Source organism: Catenovulum adriaticum, assembly GCF_026725475.1.
In the GTDB taxonomy this organism is placed as follows: domain Bacteria; phylum Pseudomonadota; class Gammaproteobacteria; order Enterobacterales; family Alteromonadaceae; genus Catenovulum; species Catenovulum adriaticum.
In genome coordinates, this window is sequence record NZ_CP109965.1 from 2,855,325 (window position 1) to 2,871,338 (window position 16,014).

Here is a 16,014-nt window from a genome sequence, read left to right on the forward strand (position 1 = left end):
CAAAAGCGTCCTGACAGCACTATGGCATAAACATCTGTAGTGCTGCCTGCTTTTGCGTTAAGATAATTTCGCCTCAACTGTTCTAACCTTTTAATTATTCAACCACAAAACAAGGTAAAATATGCATTTAACTCAATTATCAAATAACCATGTTTTTGCCGGTTGGCACCAACAGCACGAACATGAATCTAACGTTTTAAATTGCACGATGAAATTTGCAATTTATCTTCCGCCTAAAGCCTTAAAAGGTGACAAAGTGCCTGTGCTTTATTGGCTTTCAGGGCTGACTTGCACCGAAGAAAACTTTATGCAAAAGGCTGGGGCATTTAAAGTCGCAGCGGAGCTAGGTATTGCCATTGTTGCACCTGATACCAGCCCAAGAGGCGCTGGCGTACCCGATGATTCGGATCAAGCATATGATTTAGGCTTAGGCGCAGGTTTTTACCTGAATGCGACTCAACCGCCTTGGGATACTCACTACAAAATGTATGACTACGTTGTAAATGAACTGCCTGAGATAATTGAAAATAACTTTCCTGTTAATCAGCAAAAAGTAATTAGTGGTCATTCTATGGGTGGTCATGGCGCGATCTCTATTGCCCTAAAAAACCCTGATAAATACTTATCGGTTTCTGCCTTTAGTCCAATTTGCAATCCAATTAACTGCCCGTGGGGACAAAAAGCCTTCACTGCTTATTTAGGTGATCAACAGGATCACTGGCTTGAATATGATAGCACTGAACTACTCAAACAAAGTAAAAAACAGATTCCCATGTTGATTAGCCAAGGTGATGCGGATAATTTTTTAAACGAACAATTAAAACCAGATGCGTTAATTGAAATAGCTAAACAAAAAGATTACCTGCTCGATTATCATTTAGAACCTGGTTATGACCATAGCTACTTTTTTATTTCGACCTTTATTGAGCAGCATTTACGATTCCACGCTCAATATTTACAGAAATAAATTAACAAACCTATCATCTTTGGCTTTTATATTATTTTTGAGAAACGAGGTATTTTTCGAAATTAAAATTCACAGACTAAGAGCTCAGGTCACAATTGTCTTATGCTGGGTTTGAAATAATTTGTTTAGGTCGTTTAAGTTCATTATTTCAGCCTTGCCAAGACAATTTTTGTTCAGCTCAAATAATATACAAAAATTACCAACTCGAAGGTTTAGCATCAAATCTGGTTAATTTATTTAGCCTTTCAGATAAATGAGCCAGGCACATTATCTTCGCCTTAAATATGAATGATCAGTAAATATTCCGCTATACCACTGGTAAAACCCCTGCGAAAACCGTTAAAATTGTCATAATTATATATTTAAAAAAGAGCAAAATTATGGGTAGAAGTTTTGAAAATAGAAAAGCGTCAATGGCAAAAACCCAAGGCGCTAAAACCAAAGTATATTCTAAATACGGTAAAGAAATTTATGTAGTTGCTAAAAACGGCAGCCCTGACCCTGAAGCAAATATTGCATTACGCCGTTTAATTGATAAAGCAAAAAAAGATCAAGTACCTACCCATGTTATTGATAAAGCAATAGATAAAGCAAAAGGCGGAGCCGGTGAAGATTATCAACCTGCCCGTTACGAAGGTTTTGGTCCAGGTAATTGCCAAGTTATAGTTGACTGCTTAACCGACAACTCAAACCGAACGTTTGCCGAAGTACGAAACTGCTTTACAAAAACCAATTCAAAGCTAGGTGCACCTGGCTCCGTGGCTCACATGTTTGATCATCAAGCTGTATTTAGCTTTAAAGGTGATGAAGAAGCTTGCCTAGAAGCACTAATGATGGCCGACGTTGATGTTACTGACATTGAAGAAGAAGACGGCATGTTAACCGTATTAGCACCTCACACCGAGTTTTTTAAAGCCAAAACGGCGCTGAGCGAAAGCTTTCCTGAAATTGATTTTGAAATTGAAGAAATCACATTCAATCCACAAATGGAAACAGAAGTCACAGGTGAAGATGTTGAGATGTTTGAAAAATTTATAAATATGCTCAACGATTGTGATGATGTGCAAGAAATTTATCATAATGCAGAACTAAGCGAATAAATACGTCCATTGATCTCGGATGTATTTCTTTTTACGTATAACTTTTGCTTACTCCAAGGGCAAAAAAATATTTTAGACTGCCTTTGGAGTTATAAGCTTGTTAGTCTGCACTAAGTTGGACAAAGCTAAAACCATAACTCAAAGCTCAAGAGTGACAAACAGGTAAGACTAATATAGCCACTCGATAACCGTTAATTCAAAGCTCCAAAATAAATGCCAAATGAGCTCACCTTTCCTACGCCATAACCAAAAATCGTTCCAAATAGACATCACCAAAAAGATGCACCCAAAACAGTGCGCCGCACCAAAGTAAACCACAAACCAAGAGACATCTTGGCTAATCGATTCACTTACATACGCATCAAGCATCTAAAACGCTACCTTAATCTCTATTAAGTTATTTATTTTCATGTTTGAGATGATAGGCATTAATATTGCTTTGTTAGATGTAGAGTAATAATAAATGAACGATAACGGTCACATTCCAGCGGTAGAGGAACCTATGAATTTAAAAAGCCAACTTATGCAATTAACATCTAAAGAGAAACACTGGCTACCCTGGTTTGGTCAAAATGGTAAGTTTGCTTTGGGCTGGTCTTGCTTTGCAAACAAAAGCACTTATTCCGCCGTTGAACAGACATTTGAAGGCACTGCTGCAACCCGAGTAAAAATTTTACAAATGTGGACTAATAACCACTGGGAACACTTACATACTCTGGCAAATCAAATCGACTTAACGCAGGCTAGCCATACCCAGCAGCTGCTGGCTCAAAAATTACATGCGGCACCTGACTTTTCTGAAATTTTTGTCATTGATAACCAAGCTACTATAGTTAGTAGCACTCATTCTCGCCGAGTAGGTCAACGGCATAATCAGCATAATGCTTGGCTTAACGCCAAACAAAGTGCTTTTTTACATGGCCCTTATATCGATCCGCTCACACTTGAAATAGGTCCATCGAGCTCAAAGTTTCATGACGCTGTAACGTTAATGTTTTATTTACCTGTGATTGAAAACAACGAGCTAAAATGTGTAATTGCCGCGCGTGTGCCAAATGATGTACTTGGGGATTTAATTCAGCGCGAAGCTGGCCATATTTACCCTGAATCAGGCGATAATTATTTATTTATGGTTCACTCAAAATTCGATCCAAGTTTAAAGCAAGGTATCGCATTATCTAGATCTCGGTTTGAAGACAGCACTTTTAGCCATGGCGAAAATTTAAAGTCAGGCATCCATACAAAATTTGGAACCGTTCAAATACAAAAACATACTGAATTTGAAATTCGCTTTACTGATCCCGCAACTGGAGAACTACATCCAGGTGTAAGAGAAACAATAAAAAATGGTCAAAATTTATTTGTAACTTACCCCGGTTACTCAGATTACCGCCATATCCCAGTAATAGGTAAAGGGGTTACTTTCAAACTTCCGGGTTCGCCAGATACTTGGGGAATGATGTGCGAAGGTGACTTAGAAGAAGTTTACCGCCGCCGCTCAATTAATATTAGTTTAATGATGCTCTATTTACTAATGGTCACTAGTATTGTTTCAATTCACGGATGTTTAAGCGCATTTACCGGATGGCCTAACTTATGGATTAATACAGCTACGGGTTTTGCAGCTTTATTCAGCTGTTATATATTTTCCATGTTTGGAACCAATAAGGTATCCACCAGGTTAAATGAAATGACCCATGTCATTAGAACCATTGCCGAAGGTGAAGGCAATTTAACTCAACGACTTGAACCTAACCAAATAAAGCACGATGAAACGGGCGATATGAGCCGTTGGATTAATAGCTTTATTGATAACCTAGACGGAATTGTGGGAGAGGTAATTCAGGCAGCCCACAATGTGAAAGAAACCAATGAAAACATGCTCAATCGTAATGAGGAAGCGCACAACAGCTCTCATCAAGTCTATGAATCAATGCAGCACATGCAAAATTTAATTGAAACCCAACGCGAAGTTATATTACGAGCCTCAGACACCGCCGAAAATATGAAATCAACCATGGCTGCCGTCGTTGAAAAAGCGAAACAAGAGTATCAAGATGCTCGCTCAGGCACTCAAGCAATTCGAGATATCGTTGATAAAACCGCTAATTCAGTGCAATCAATTGATTCAAGAATGGGCGAAATCGGAAATATCATCAATGTCATCACTGAAATAACGAATCAAACCAATCTACTTGCTTTAAATGCCGCAATTGAAGCAGCTAGAGCTGGCGAGCATGGCAGAGGGTTTTCAGTTGTTGCTGATGAGGTAAGAGGCTTAGCTGGGCGGACGGCTGTCGCCGCAAAAGACATCCAGCAGATGATTCAAGGCCTGCAAGAAGAAACCCAACAAGCCGTTAATTTTATGGAGCTAGGCGTTAAAGACGTAGATCAAAGTTTAAAATTAACCGAAGCCGCTTCAAGTGAAAATCAAGAACTGCATACTATCGTTGAACAAATGTTTGAAACCATCAATGTCATTGAACAAAACAGTGCTAAAAACGGTGAAACCGCTAAGAATGTAACCGCGGTTAGCCAAAATATGGCAAACTCAATTGCCGAATTAGCGGCCAGCTCAAGTATGGTTGACTCTACCGCCAATAAACTTCAGAGATTGGTCAGTACTTTTGAAGTAAGCTCCAATCGCTAAAAAATCAACTCACTTTAGAGTTTAAAAAAACTAACTTGAGTTTGCACTTTTTCGCTCGCTTGTTGCATTTCTTCGCTATAAGCTTTGGTGCTTTCTGAAATAGAGGCGGTTTTATCTGATAGCATTTGAACTGTGTGCATGTTTTCACTAATATCAGCGGCCACCGCGCTTTGCTCCTCTGCAGCTGTCGCAATTTGCTGAGTTTGACCATTTACTTGATGAATCATAGCTAAAATATCAGCCAATAGTTGATTGCTTTGAGTGACACTTTGCTCAGTTGAAGAAGCAATAGTACCGCTTTCATTCATCATATTAACTGCATTGTCGCAAGCGCCCCCTAACTGAGACAACATAGTTTCAATTTCACGGACAGATGATTGCGAGCGCTGCGCTAAGTTACGAACCTCATCTGCCACAACAGCAAAACCTCGTCCCTGCTCACCCGCTCGAGCGGCTTCAATGGCCGCATTTAAAGCGAGCAAGTTAGTTTGCTCGGCAATATTACGAATCACATCCAAAATACTTTCAATTCTTGTCGACTCATCGCGCAATAAATTAACAACAGCTGAGGTTTCATTTAAATTATTAACTAAGTTAATTACTGCCTCTTTGGTATGCTCTGATGATTCAATACCGCGATTAGCTAAGCTAGTCATTTCATCTGAAGTATCTGCAGTTTCAGAAGTGTTAACAGCGATGCTTTTACTGGTAGTTGAAAACTCTTCAATTGCAGTAACGACCTGAATCGTATGCCCAGAAACCTCAGATGCTGCTTGCTGAATATTAGCGTTAGCCTTAAGCAACGTTTGGCTATTTTGCCCTACCACGTTAGTTGACTCGTTAATCTCTAACAAAGTTTTATGAAGGTGTTGAATACTCAAATCTATTGCCCTCCCTAACTGAGCTAACTCATCTTTTCCTTCAATATTACACTGGCTGGTTAATTGCCCTTTCGCCATTGCTTGGGCTGCTTGTTTAACCTTATTCACTGCGATAATTATATTTTTAGCAATTAATGAGCTAAATAACCATGCGGCAAATAACGCAATGAAAATTGCGATATAAAAAACAATATTTGCATACTCTATCGCGGCTTGTGCAGCTTGATTTGCTTGCCTAGCTTTATTTGCGTTTAACTTACCAAATTCGACTAAATAAGTTGTTAATGCGTTATACGAATTTACAAACTCAGAAAAAATAATAAAAGGGGCTTTGTTATCAGGAGCTTGTTCCATTGCTTGAATAAATTGAGTAGAACGCTGTTGAAATTGCTCAACGAGGTTAATTAATTGCGTTAAATTGTTTTTATTGCCTGAAAAATCTTCCGACAGCTCATTGAGTAGGTCTGGCGTATCAGCCATGTGTTGCTTAATATTTTGTTTATAACCGCCTAGTTGTTCATTTAAATTAAGCAAGTACGCGATTTGCAACCCCCTTACGTTCAGCATGATGTCATTTTGTTTTTCTTTTAAACCGTTAAAAGCAACTGATACTTTAAAATTACCTTGGTAAAATTGATTAAAGTTGCCCGCAATTTCATCATTAGCAGATTTAATAAATAACAACGCGACAATAAAAATGGCACATATACTACCCACTAACAAAAAGAATTTACGCTTAATCGATAAGTTATTTATTTTCATTGTTCACACTGCCTGTTAATAATTGAGCCAAACCCTATACAAAATAAGCAGTCTTGCGCGTAACTAACTTACTTTAATAAGTATCACCGAACCTAGGGCTGTTTAACTTTGTTTGTAATTTGAACTGAGATAAAAAATTATCTAGCTATAAAGTAGAAAAACGAGCTTTAGCGAACTAAACCACACTCACTTTTTCTTTGTTAATGATTAAAATAGCCTATTACTCAAAAATGACACTTAAGTTACACGCCCTAATTAATTAAAAAACATAAATACAAGCTATATGGATATTACCGGTCGTGTTTGTATTAACTAAACTTATATTTTTTACATTATAACCTATCAACTCTAAATGATTTGACAGCAAAATGATCGAGGAGCTATTTTTTATAACTAACTGATGCTAAACTTATTTAACTCAGGTTTGGCTCTCGCCAAAATTATCTACCTAGATATTTAGTGTAGACCAAGATTTATTAACTGCTCAAAGCCCAAAATAGAAAGGGAGTACACCCTTGTTTGATAACACAAATTTAACTTACTCTGTCAATAATAGTACAGTCACTCTTAGAGATGATAAAAAAGAATTGTTATTAATAACCCCTCCTATGTATAAAAATATTATAGTGTCGCGTTACACCGTAGAGTTAACCGACATGCAACCGGAGAGGCGTCCAAATATAAAGAATATATATTTGCACGAAATATTTAAAAGAGAAAAAACATTTTTCTTTGTAAAAGCAGGTGATACCGAATATCAAGTAGACTTAAAATTTGATGAAAACCCAATCACCCCGATGAAATTTTAATTTTAGCGCATGTTTTTATTTAGAACACAACAAAAAATGGCTCTTGTTTAAAGAACCATTTTTGTTTGACTTGAAAATTCAATAACCGAACTTATTTTAGCTTCCAATTAATTGTTTGGCCTGCAAAAAATGGCACTATTGGTTGGCCGTTAGGTAAAATAATTTGCTCTGGTATTTGCCAATCTTCTTTAATGAGTGTCACTGTGCCGGTATTTCTAGGCAAACCATAAAAGTCTGCGCCATAATGGCTAGCAAAACCTTCTAATTTATCAATTACACCTAGTTCATCAAATACTTGTGCATATAGCTCAAGCGCACTCCAAGCGCTATAGCAACCAGCACAACCACAAGCTGATTCTTTATTTTGCTTTTCATGTGGTGCTGAATCTGTCCCTAAAAAGAACTTTTTAGAACCCGATGCTATAGCGGCTCTTAACGCTTGTTGATGTGTATTGCGCTTTAAAACAGGTAAACAATAGTTATGTGGTTTGACCCCACCGACTAATAAATCATTTCTATTTAACAATAAATGCTGTGGTGTAATTGTCGCGGCAACGTTATCACCAGCTTCGCTTACAAATTGCGCCGCGTCAGCCGTTGTAATGTGCTCAGCAACAATTTTTAATTGGGGTAAACGAGCGACTATTTTACTTAGATGCTCATCAATAAATACTTTTTCGCGATCAAAAATGTCGACTTCATGGCGAGTCACTTCACCGTGAATAAGCAACAATAAGCCTTGTTCAGCCATAGCTTCAAATACAGGGTACATAGATTCCAATGCACTAACAGCTGCATCTGAGTTAGTTGTTGCACCGGCTGGATACAATTTACAAGCTACAATACCTGCTCGTTTCGCCGCTTTAATATCATCAATGCTAGTATTATTAGTTAAATATAGCGTCATCAAAGGTTCAAATTGACTGGCCTTAGGCTTGGCTTGCAAAATACGCTGTTTATATTGCATTGCCATATCTGCATTTGTCACCGGCGGAACCAAATTAGGCATTACAATTGCGCGCGCAAAACACCGAGCAGTTGCGGGCACGGTTTCGGGCAACATCTCACCATCACGAAAATGTAAATGCCAGTCATCTGGCGTTTGAATTGTTATTTGAGTCATTAAGTTTATCTCTAAATCTATCTATTATATTTATGTTTTATGCGGTGCCGCCAACCACTAATTCGTCTACTTTAACAGTAGGCTGCCCAACACCCACGGGCACACTTTGGCCATCTTTACCACATACCCCAACACCTAAATCGAGTTTTAGATCGTTACCAACCATAGACACTTGATTCATTGCGTCTGGGCCATTACCAATTAAAGTTGCACCTTTAATTGGAGTGGTAATTTCTCCATCTTCAATCAAGTAAGCTTCTGACGTTGAAAATACAAACTTCCCAGAAGTAATATCAACTTGCCCACCGCCAAAATTAGGTGCGTAAATTCCTTTTTTAACAGAGCCTATAATCTCTTGCGGATCGCTTTGCCCCGGCAACATATAAGTATTTGTCATTCTAGGCATAGGCAAATGAGCATAACTTTCACGGCGACCATTGCCAGTAGGATTAACCCCCATTAGTCTGGCGTTCATTTTATCCTGCATAAAGCCTTTTAAAATACCATTTTCAATTAATACGTTATATTGGCTTTGGACACCTTCATCATCTACGGTTAAGGAGCCTCTACGATTTAGTAAGGTTCCATCATCAACAATAGTGCATAAGTTAGATGCAACTTTTTGCCCCATGCTACTACTATATGTAGACGACTTTTTACGGTTAAAATCACCTTCTAAGCCGTGTCCAACCGCTTCATGCAATAATACACCTGGCCAACCAGCACCTAGTACAACAGGCATAGCGCCAGCCGGAGCTGGAATCGCTTCTAAATTGATTAAAGCTTGGCTAACAGCTTGCTTTGCATATTGGCTAAAACGAGGCTCTCCGTGCTCATCAGCTTCAAAGAAATAAGCATAATCTGTCCGACCACCACCACCGCAGCTGCCACTCTCTCGGCGGCCATTGCGCTCAACTAAAACAGTGCAATTCAATCTAACTAAAGGCCGTTGGTCGGTTGCTAAGGTGCCGTCACTTGCCGCAATTAAAACCTCTTCGTACACCGCCGTAATACTTGCATTAACTTGAATGACACAAGGATCATGAGAACGAGCAACTTGCTCCATATCTTTTAAAAGTTGGACTTTTTGCTCTGGCGATAAGCTACCAAACGGGTTAACACCTGTATAAATAGGCTTAGTTTCTGTTTGCTTGAAAACCCCAACTTTAAAATCAGCACTTTGATTACTGATACAGCGGGCAGCTTCCGCCGCTTTTGCTAATGACTGTGGGTTAATTTCATCAGCGTAAGCAAAACCTGTTTTGTCGCCATCAACGGCTCGTACCCCAACACCTCGTTCAATATTAAACGAGCCGTCTTTAACAATGCCATCTTCTAGCACCCAAGATTCATGCAGGCTCGATTGAAAAAATAAGTCAGCATAATCTAATTTGCGCTGATGCATAAAAGCTAAGTTTTTTTCTAACTCAGCTAAGTCCAGTTGACTTTGAATTAATAAATTATCGGTTACTTGATTCATTAAACTTCTTACTTAAATTGTCTATGCTGTAAATTTGGCATTTTGGTTCTCACCTGAGCTATTTTACTCAGATGAATTGAACTTTCGATTAATCCGGGCTGCTCAGCATGCTGGTGAATAATCTCACCCCAAGGGTCAATGACCATAGAGTGTCCAAACGTTTGCCTACCATTTTCGTGCTGACCAGTTTGATTTGCAGCGGCAACAAAACATTGGTTTTCAATCGCTCTCGCTCGCATTAATGTTTCCCAATGCGCGCACCCGGTAACATAGGTAAACGCACTAGGAATACAAATAATATCAGGCTCTTCAAGCTGCATTAGCCTAAATAGCTCTGGAAAACGAACATCGTAACATATCGCCAAGGCGATTTTTGCAAAAGGTGTATCGACAACCACAACTTTATTACCCGCTAAAGTGATCTCACTTTCACGATACTGCTTAGTTTTATCCGCGACATCTGCATCAAATAAATGAACTTTATTGTACCTAGCCTGAATTTGCCCATCAGGTGAAAACAAAAAACAAGCTGCGCTGAATAAATCACTGTCTTTATTTTTAATCGGCAGGCTACCACCAACTATCCACAGCCCATATTTTTTAGCATTGTGCGCTAAAAATTTTTGCACTGGACCATTATCATAATCCTCTGCAATTTGACTCGATGCCTGATCTGAGCCGCCAAAACAGGCAAAACATTCAGGCAAAATAACTAATTTATGGCCTTGCCCTTGAATTTGTGAAAATTGCTGAGTTAACCAAACCAAATTATCTTCAACTTTGGGCGATGAATTCATTTGAATCGTAGTAATTGAAATATCCATGTAAACCTCAATTTGATTTTAACCAACAAAAGCTTATTTAGCTTTTTTAGGAGTCCGTTTTGATGGTTGAGCCGGTAATTTAACTTCTCGACTTTCTCGGCCTGTTTCTACGACTTTAGGCTCATCAATAGTGCCACTAATTCTAAATTTTATTTGCGAAATAACATCAGCAGACTCAAGCACCTGATCAATCGCTAACGCGGCAATTCCAGTCACCGGATTTACCATCCACGCAATTAATACGGGTAAACTTGAGGTAATTTTAGGGCTAAACCTCACATCATAGCTAAGCTCTTGTGAGACTAAGTCGGTGCTTCCTTTCACTTCCATATTGCCGGCAACACCATCCATTTTAGTGTTATCCGTATACGCCAGACCATTAGTTAATTTAACCTTACCTGTCATCTGGTTGTAGAACAAGCCTTTGCTAAAGACATCTCGAAAATCAAGTTTAAGTTTACGTACAAGAGAATCTAAACTTAGCATAGACAAGATACGGGCACCCTTGTCTGATACTTCCGTAAAATATCCTTCACCTAAACGCCAATTCAAATCGCCGTTTAAATATTGATAACTTAAATTAACTGGTGGCTGTGGCCAGTTAAATGAAAAATCGGCTTTAATACTAGAGTCTCTAATAGCGGATGATAACTGATAATCACGCAACCAATGACCAAAATCCGAGCTATTAATTTGTCCGCGTAATTGCGTTGAACTACGCGATTGATTATCCAAACGCCATAACCCTGATGCTGAAATTTGGTGCTGTCGGTAATTCAATTTAAAGTTATTTAAAAGTAAGTCATTGGGCGAAGCGCGGCTAATATCAAAACTGACTTTACCTAGGTTTTTCTGATCTAACTGACAGGTTTCACAACTAAATTGAACTCTAGGAATAGAGTCAAAAATATTTCGGATGTCAGTTGGGCTATAACCTGATAAAGTTTCATTATCAATTGAATTATTATCTGTCGTTTCATTTTCCGTTGGCAGAGTTAGATAAAAATGTTCAGCGGCAATGGTTAAGCCTTGTTGCTGCCAATTATCAAACGCGGTTACGCGTCCTCTAAATTCTTTTGCATTAATTTGAGTTTGCCAGCTTTGCTCGACTCTTTGTGTATCAAAATTAACGTCATGCCAAGTTAACATGCCTAATTCAAGTTGTTTAACTTCACCACGAATTCGCTCGGGCAAGTCAATCATAGCACTGCCATCTGGCGACTGATCAAGTTGCCCCAAATCAGTCGTTAAGTCATTAATAAAGTTCGCATATTGAGAAAAGTCAATTTGTTCTAAATGCGCTGCAATATTAAATCCAGTTGCCGGCGGAGATAAAATATGTTCACCCAATACTAAATACGCGCGACTAAACTTAGCCATTTCATAAGGGAGCACCGCACTAAATGACAGATTATTGCCCGATGTTAATTCCATCAACGCACGCTCATTATCACCATTAATTATCAAGTTCGTAATTTTTAGCTGGCTTGCAGATTTTTGATACGGCTCAGGTAATTTTAATGTGACGCCATGCATGTCTGAAGCAACATTTAGATTGAAATTAAAATCATCATTCTGACCGAGCATAATTTCTAAATGACCATCGACATGAGCATTACCTTTTAAGCGATCCGCCATATTTAAAAAGCCAGCTTGTGTTAATATAGCGTCAAGAGGCCAATCACCTAGCAAGTCAAAATTAAGCTGATAACCCGCCGAGGTTTGCAAGCTATTAAAATCCATTTGATACGGGACCGGCCCCCAATCAAAAGTCATTTTTTTGCCAACCAGCTTATCCATATCAAACTCTAATAAGCCATTCACTCTTTGAAATACAAAACCCGTTTTAGCGATGGTGATTTTATTTTGATCAAATACGACATCGCCACTTACATTTAAATCTTGACTGTGATGAAGCGGAATAAACAAATCTAAATTAACGTTAACATCACCTTCCACTTGGGCTTGCTCTAAGGCACTACCTACTGAGTTTTGCAAACTACTTTGTAACATCACCTCGGTTACATCTGCGCCTTTTGCGGCCAACTGCGCATTTAGTTGCAAACTAGCATCTTTTGAAGCCAAATCATCAATTTTGGCATCTAGCGTAATGAGTTGTGCATTTAATAAATTCGCTTTTCGGCTATTAAATAGTAAACTTTTATTCAAAAAGGTTAAGGTAAGATCAACGTTATCAGCTGCTGGCCAATCAGGCTGAAATGCAAAACGAGTCTTTTCTAATGCTAACTGAGCTTTAAAAATGCCTTGATTTTGCTTAAAAGGATATTCATTTAATTTACCCTGCCATATCAATTGTCCACTCGTCACTTTGCCCGACTCTAAAGCTCGCTGCAAATAATCAAAGGTTTGTTGGCCAATCAATTTTTGCGGTAAAAAATCTGGCACGGCACTAATATTAACCTCTCCTATTTCACCAAAAACAGATAACTCTAAATCATTATTTACATCTGGCGATAAACTTAGCGCTGTTCGCAAATTAAGCTGAGCTAAATCTAACTCTATATGTGGAAACTTTAATTTCCAATCATCATCTTGATAAGTAAAAATAGAAGTTGCAGTGGCTGATTTAAGCTTAAGTTTTTTTGAAAATACACTTTCCCAAGCAAGTTCACTTTCAGGTAAAGACCAAGCACTAACGATAGTCCCCGGCTTAGCTGACACTTGAGCTTTAAGTCCTGTCACTTGTGGAACTGACAATATTTCCTGCCAACTCACATCGGCTATAGCTGCGTGTAATTTCCAACGTTTTTTGTTTTGATAATTCAAATGTAAATTATCAATCGATGGCTCACCATTCATCGCTCGAATAAATTGCTTAGCATTATTTGGTAGGTCAAATAAACTAGTTACAGCTTTAATCGGCGTTAAATTAATTCTGGGTGAGTACATTTTCCAGGTTTTGGCTTGCTTCTTTAAATGAATATCTAAGCCTGACCATAGTTGCTGGCCAGCGGCAAAGCTCATATCAGAAAAATGCAGTAAAGGATTTTCGTCTAAAAAATTAGCTTGAATTTGTCCACTCACAATTTCAAATTCATGCAACTGATTACCGATATACCAATTAAGTGGGCTAGGATCAACGTTCAGTAAAAAATGAGATAGCGCACTTTTTTTAATATCTAGCCAAGCTTCAAATTTAAGCCGGCTATGGATATTTTTAACTTGCTTTGCCAAATAAGGTTTTACCCACGGCGCCAAATCGACACCATCCGATTTGACATAAAATTGGCCTGAATAGGTTTCAATACCATCATCTGTCAAATTTAGTACAAACCCTAGTCTATCGGCTTCTATCCCCTCTAATGAAAACTCGCCAACCCCTTGGTGATTTTTGTTTTGATTAAACCATTTGAGCTGATGGATTTTAATTTGGTGGGCAGCTTCATCTGGGGTAATAATAGTAACATGGCTATTTTGCACATCAAATCGCTGAAATTGCTCTAAAAATATATCTTTAAAAAGCGAAAATAATGCAAAGTTATCACCGCTTTTTTTGGCTGCATTCAATTTGTCGGTATCGACTTGAACTTCAACCCCTTCAAGCACAAAGTTTTTAACGACCAAAGAGCGCTGTAACAGAGTTTGCCAAAAATCTAATTCTAAATTAACTTGGCTTATATCAACGAGCACTGGTGAATCTTGTTCCGGTCGACGTTTAAACCGAAAGCCTTTCATGTTAATTTGAGGCCCGTTTCCACGCCAATCTGCCGCTAAATATTCAATATCAATGGGTTGGTCAAATTTTTGTTCAAACCAAACCGCTATGTGTTCTTTAAAATCATTTGCGTAGGGCAAGCCTAACCTAATAGCGCTTAAAATAATCGCTAGTGTTACTAACAGAATTGCAAAGCTTACCCATATTTTTCGAATTAGCCCTGCACAAAAAGATTTAATCGCCACTAAATCATAACCACATCAAATTGCTCTGGCCCATATAAAAGCTCCGATTGAACTTTAATTTGTTTACCAATAAAAACTTCTAATTCACCTAACGCATGTGATTCTTCACTCAACAAATAATCACAAACCGCCGAACCAGCGTAAACCACAAATCGGTCGGCGTCATACGCCGATTCACTCTAACGACTTCACGTAATATTTCATAACAAATGGTTTCAACTGTTTTCAGTGATCCTCTGCCCTGACAAATATGACAAGCGTCACATAAAATATGTTCCAAACTTTCGCGGGTTCTTTTACGGGTCATCTCTACCAACCCAAGCGCAGAAAACCCATGAATATTGGTTTTAGTTCTATCATGAGACAAGGCTTGCTCTAGTCCATGCAGTACGCGGCGTTTATGATCATCTGCAATCATGTCGATAAAATCGATAATAATGATCCCACCCAAATTGCGTAATCTAAGTTGACGAGCAATTGCTTGAGTTGCTTCAATGTTAGTATTAAATATAGTGTCTTCTAAGTTTCGATGACCAACGAATGCGCCTGTATTAATATCAATAGTGGTCATGGCTTCGGTTTGGTCAATAATTAAATAACCACCTGATTTAAGCTGAACCTTTCGCTCTAGTGCGCGCTGAATTTCATTTTCGACATCAAACAAATCAAAAATAGGTCTTTCACCCGGATAATATTCAATAACATTTTTTAAATTAGGTACAAACTCTTTAACAAAATCATGGAGTAAATCAAAAGCCAATTTTGAATCCACTCGAATTCGCTCCACTTTGCTGCCAACAAAATCTCTTAATATTCGAAAAGCTAAGGTTAAATCTTCGTATAAACAGCGGATTTTACCACTGCCTTGTTTACGCTTAGATATTTTATTCCACACCCGACGCAAAAAAATAGCATCTTGTTCAAGTTCTTCAGTTTCAATCCCTTCTGCCGCAGTACGAACGATAAAGCTGCCATCATCATCAGAGAATTTGCTCACTAGTGCTTTTAATCGTTCACGTTCCGCTTCACTTTCAACTCGCTGAGAAACCCCAACATGACCTGAACCTGGCATAAATACTAAATATCGAGAAGGAATAGTAATATCCGTTGTTAACCTTGCGCCTTTTGTACCTAAAGGGTCTTTAACCACCTGCACAACAATATCTTGCCCTTCTTTAACTAAATCTCGAATATCTTTCACTTGAATTTGGGTTTTGTCTATTGCCTGCTCTTCTTTAATTTCATGATGAACACTAATATCCGAGGCATGCAAAAAAGCAGCTTTATCTAAACCAATATCAATAAACGCCGCTTGCATGCCGGGTAAAACGCGACTGACTTTTCCGTTATAAATATTACCTACCAAGCCTCGTTTAGCTTGTCTTTCAATATGAACTTCTTGCAAACTGCCATTTTCAACAACGGCAACTCGAGTTTCTGTTGGGGTAATATTAATTAATAACTCTGCACTCATTTAAATTGGCTGTCCTATCATGT

At 38.4% G+C, this 16,014-nt stretch carries 10 protein-coding genes and 1 pseudogene; 4 read left to right on the forward strand and 7 right to left on the reverse strand.

What is annotated here, in order from left to right; translation table 11 throughout:
* Nucleotides 1–121 precede the first annotated feature (121 nt).
* Both fghA and OLW01_RS12605 read left to right on the forward strand, forming a co-directional pair.
* Nucleotides 122–967, forward strand: a complete 846-nt coding sequence (gene fghA / locus OLW01_RS12600; protein WP_268074268.1) for an S-formylglutathione hydrolase — start codon at nt 122–124, stop codon at nt 965–967.
* 380 nt (nt 968–1,347) lie between these two features.
* Nucleotides 1,348–2,067 carry a YebC/PmpR family DNA-binding transcriptional regulator gene (locus OLW01_RS12605; RefSeq protein WP_268074269.1) on the forward strand — a complete coding sequence of 240 codons (720 nt, stop codon included), beginning with the start codon at nt 1,348–1,350 and terminating at the stop codon, nt 2,065–2,067.
* Nucleotides 2,068–2,235: 168 nt separating this feature from the next.
* Here the strand turns inward: OLW01_RS12605 and OLW01_RS12610 are convergent, their stop codons facing one another.
* Entirely contained in the window at nt 2,236–2,436 is a 201-nt protein-coding gene (locus tag OLW01_RS12610) for a hypothetical protein (protein ID WP_268074270.1), read from the reverse strand.
* Between the two features lie 133 nt (nt 2,437–2,569).
* Between OLW01_RS12610 and OLW01_RS12615 the strand changes: the two genes are divergently transcribed.
* The gene (locus OLW01_RS12615) at nt 2,570–4,717 is read left to right on the forward strand and encodes a methyl-accepting chemotaxis protein (protein ID WP_428980189.1); all 2,148 of its coding nucleotides are present in this window, start codon (nt 2,570–2,572) and stop codon (nt 4,715–4,717) included.
* 14 nt (nt 4,718–4,731) lie between these two features.
* Here OLW01_RS12615 and OLW01_RS12620 read toward each other — a convergent pair whose 3' ends face one another.
* Nucleotides 4,732–6,360 (reverse strand): methyl-accepting chemotaxis protein, encoded by a 1,629-nt coding sequence (locus OLW01_RS12620; RefSeq protein ID WP_268074272.1) that lies wholly within the window; start codon nt 6,358–6,360, stop codon nt 4,732–4,734.
* Between the two features lie 515 nt (nt 6,361–6,875).
* Between OLW01_RS12620 and OLW01_RS12625 the strand changes: the two genes are divergently transcribed.
* A complete protein-coding gene (locus OLW01_RS12625) occupies nt 6,876–7,169 on the forward strand; it encodes a hypothetical protein (protein WP_268074273.1) in 294 nt (97 codons plus the stop codon).
* 91 nt (nt 7,170–7,260) lie between these two features.
* Here the strand turns inward: OLW01_RS12625 and pyrC are convergent, their stop codons facing one another.
* From pyrC to rng, 5 genes and pseudogenes are all read right to left on the reverse strand, one after another.
* Complete coding sequence (pyrC, locus tag OLW01_RS12630; RefSeq protein ID WP_268074274.1) at nt 7,261–8,292, reverse strand: dihydroorotase; 1,032 nt, start codon at nt 8,290–8,292, stop codon at nt 7,261–7,263.
* Nucleotides 8,293–8,329: 37 nt separating this feature from the next.
* Nucleotides 8,330–9,772 carry a metalloprotease TldD gene (gene tldD, locus OLW01_RS12635; RefSeq protein WP_268074275.1) on the reverse strand — a complete coding sequence of 481 codons (1,443 nt, stop codon included), beginning with the start codon at nt 9,770–9,772 and terminating at the stop codon, nt 8,330–8,332.
* Between the two features lie 8 nt (nt 9,773–9,780).
* The gene (locus OLW01_RS12640) at nt 9,781–10,596 is read right to left on the reverse strand and encodes a carbon-nitrogen hydrolase family protein (RefSeq protein WP_268074276.1); all 816 of its coding nucleotides are present in this window, start codon (nt 10,594–10,596) and stop codon (nt 9,781–9,783) included.
* Between the two features lie 33 nt (nt 10,597–10,629).
* A complete protein-coding gene (locus OLW01_RS12645) occupies nt 10,630–14,517 on the reverse strand; it encodes a YhdP family protein (RefSeq protein WP_268074277.1) in 3,888 nt (1,295 codons plus the stop codon).
* Nucleotides 14,517–15,991: pseudogene (rng, locus tag OLW01_RS12650) on the reverse strand (ribonuclease G). Before rng ends, OLW01_RS12645 begins: the two are co-directional and overlap by 1 nt.
* Between the last annotated feature and the right edge of the window lie 23 nt (nt 15,992–16,014).

Excerpts from the sequence above, each read along its gene's own strand:
- fghA (WP_268074268.1), top strand. The coding sequence starts at position 122 with ATGCATTTAACTCAATTATCAAATAACCATGTTTTTGCCGGTTGGCAC.
- OLW01_RS12605 (WP_268074269.1), top strand. The coding sequence starts at position 1,348 with ATGGGTAGAAGTTTTGAAAATAGAAAAGCGTCAATGGCAAAAACCCAA.
- OLW01_RS12610 (WP_268074270.1), bottom strand. The coding sequence starts at position 2,436 with ATGCTTGATGCGTATGTAAGTGAATCGATTAGCCAAGATGTCTCTTGG.
- OLW01_RS12615 (WP_428980189.1), top strand. The coding sequence starts at position 2,570 with ATGAATTTAAAAAGCCAACTTATGCAATTAACATCTAAAGAGAAACAC.
- OLW01_RS12620 (WP_268074272.1), bottom strand. The coding sequence starts at position 6,360 with ATGAAAATAAATAACTTATCGATTAAGCGTAAATTCTTTTTGTTAGTG.
- pyrC (WP_268074274.1), bottom strand. The coding sequence starts at position 8,292 with ATGACTCAAATAACAATTCAAACGCCAGATGACTGGCATTTACATTTT.
- tldD (WP_268074275.1), bottom strand. The coding sequence starts at position 9,772 with ATGAATCAAGTAACCGATAATTTATTAATTCAAAGTCAACTGGACTTA.
- OLW01_RS12640 (WP_268074276.1), bottom strand. The coding sequence starts at position 10,596 with ATGGATATTTCAATTACTACGATTCAAATGAATTCATCGCCCAAAGTT.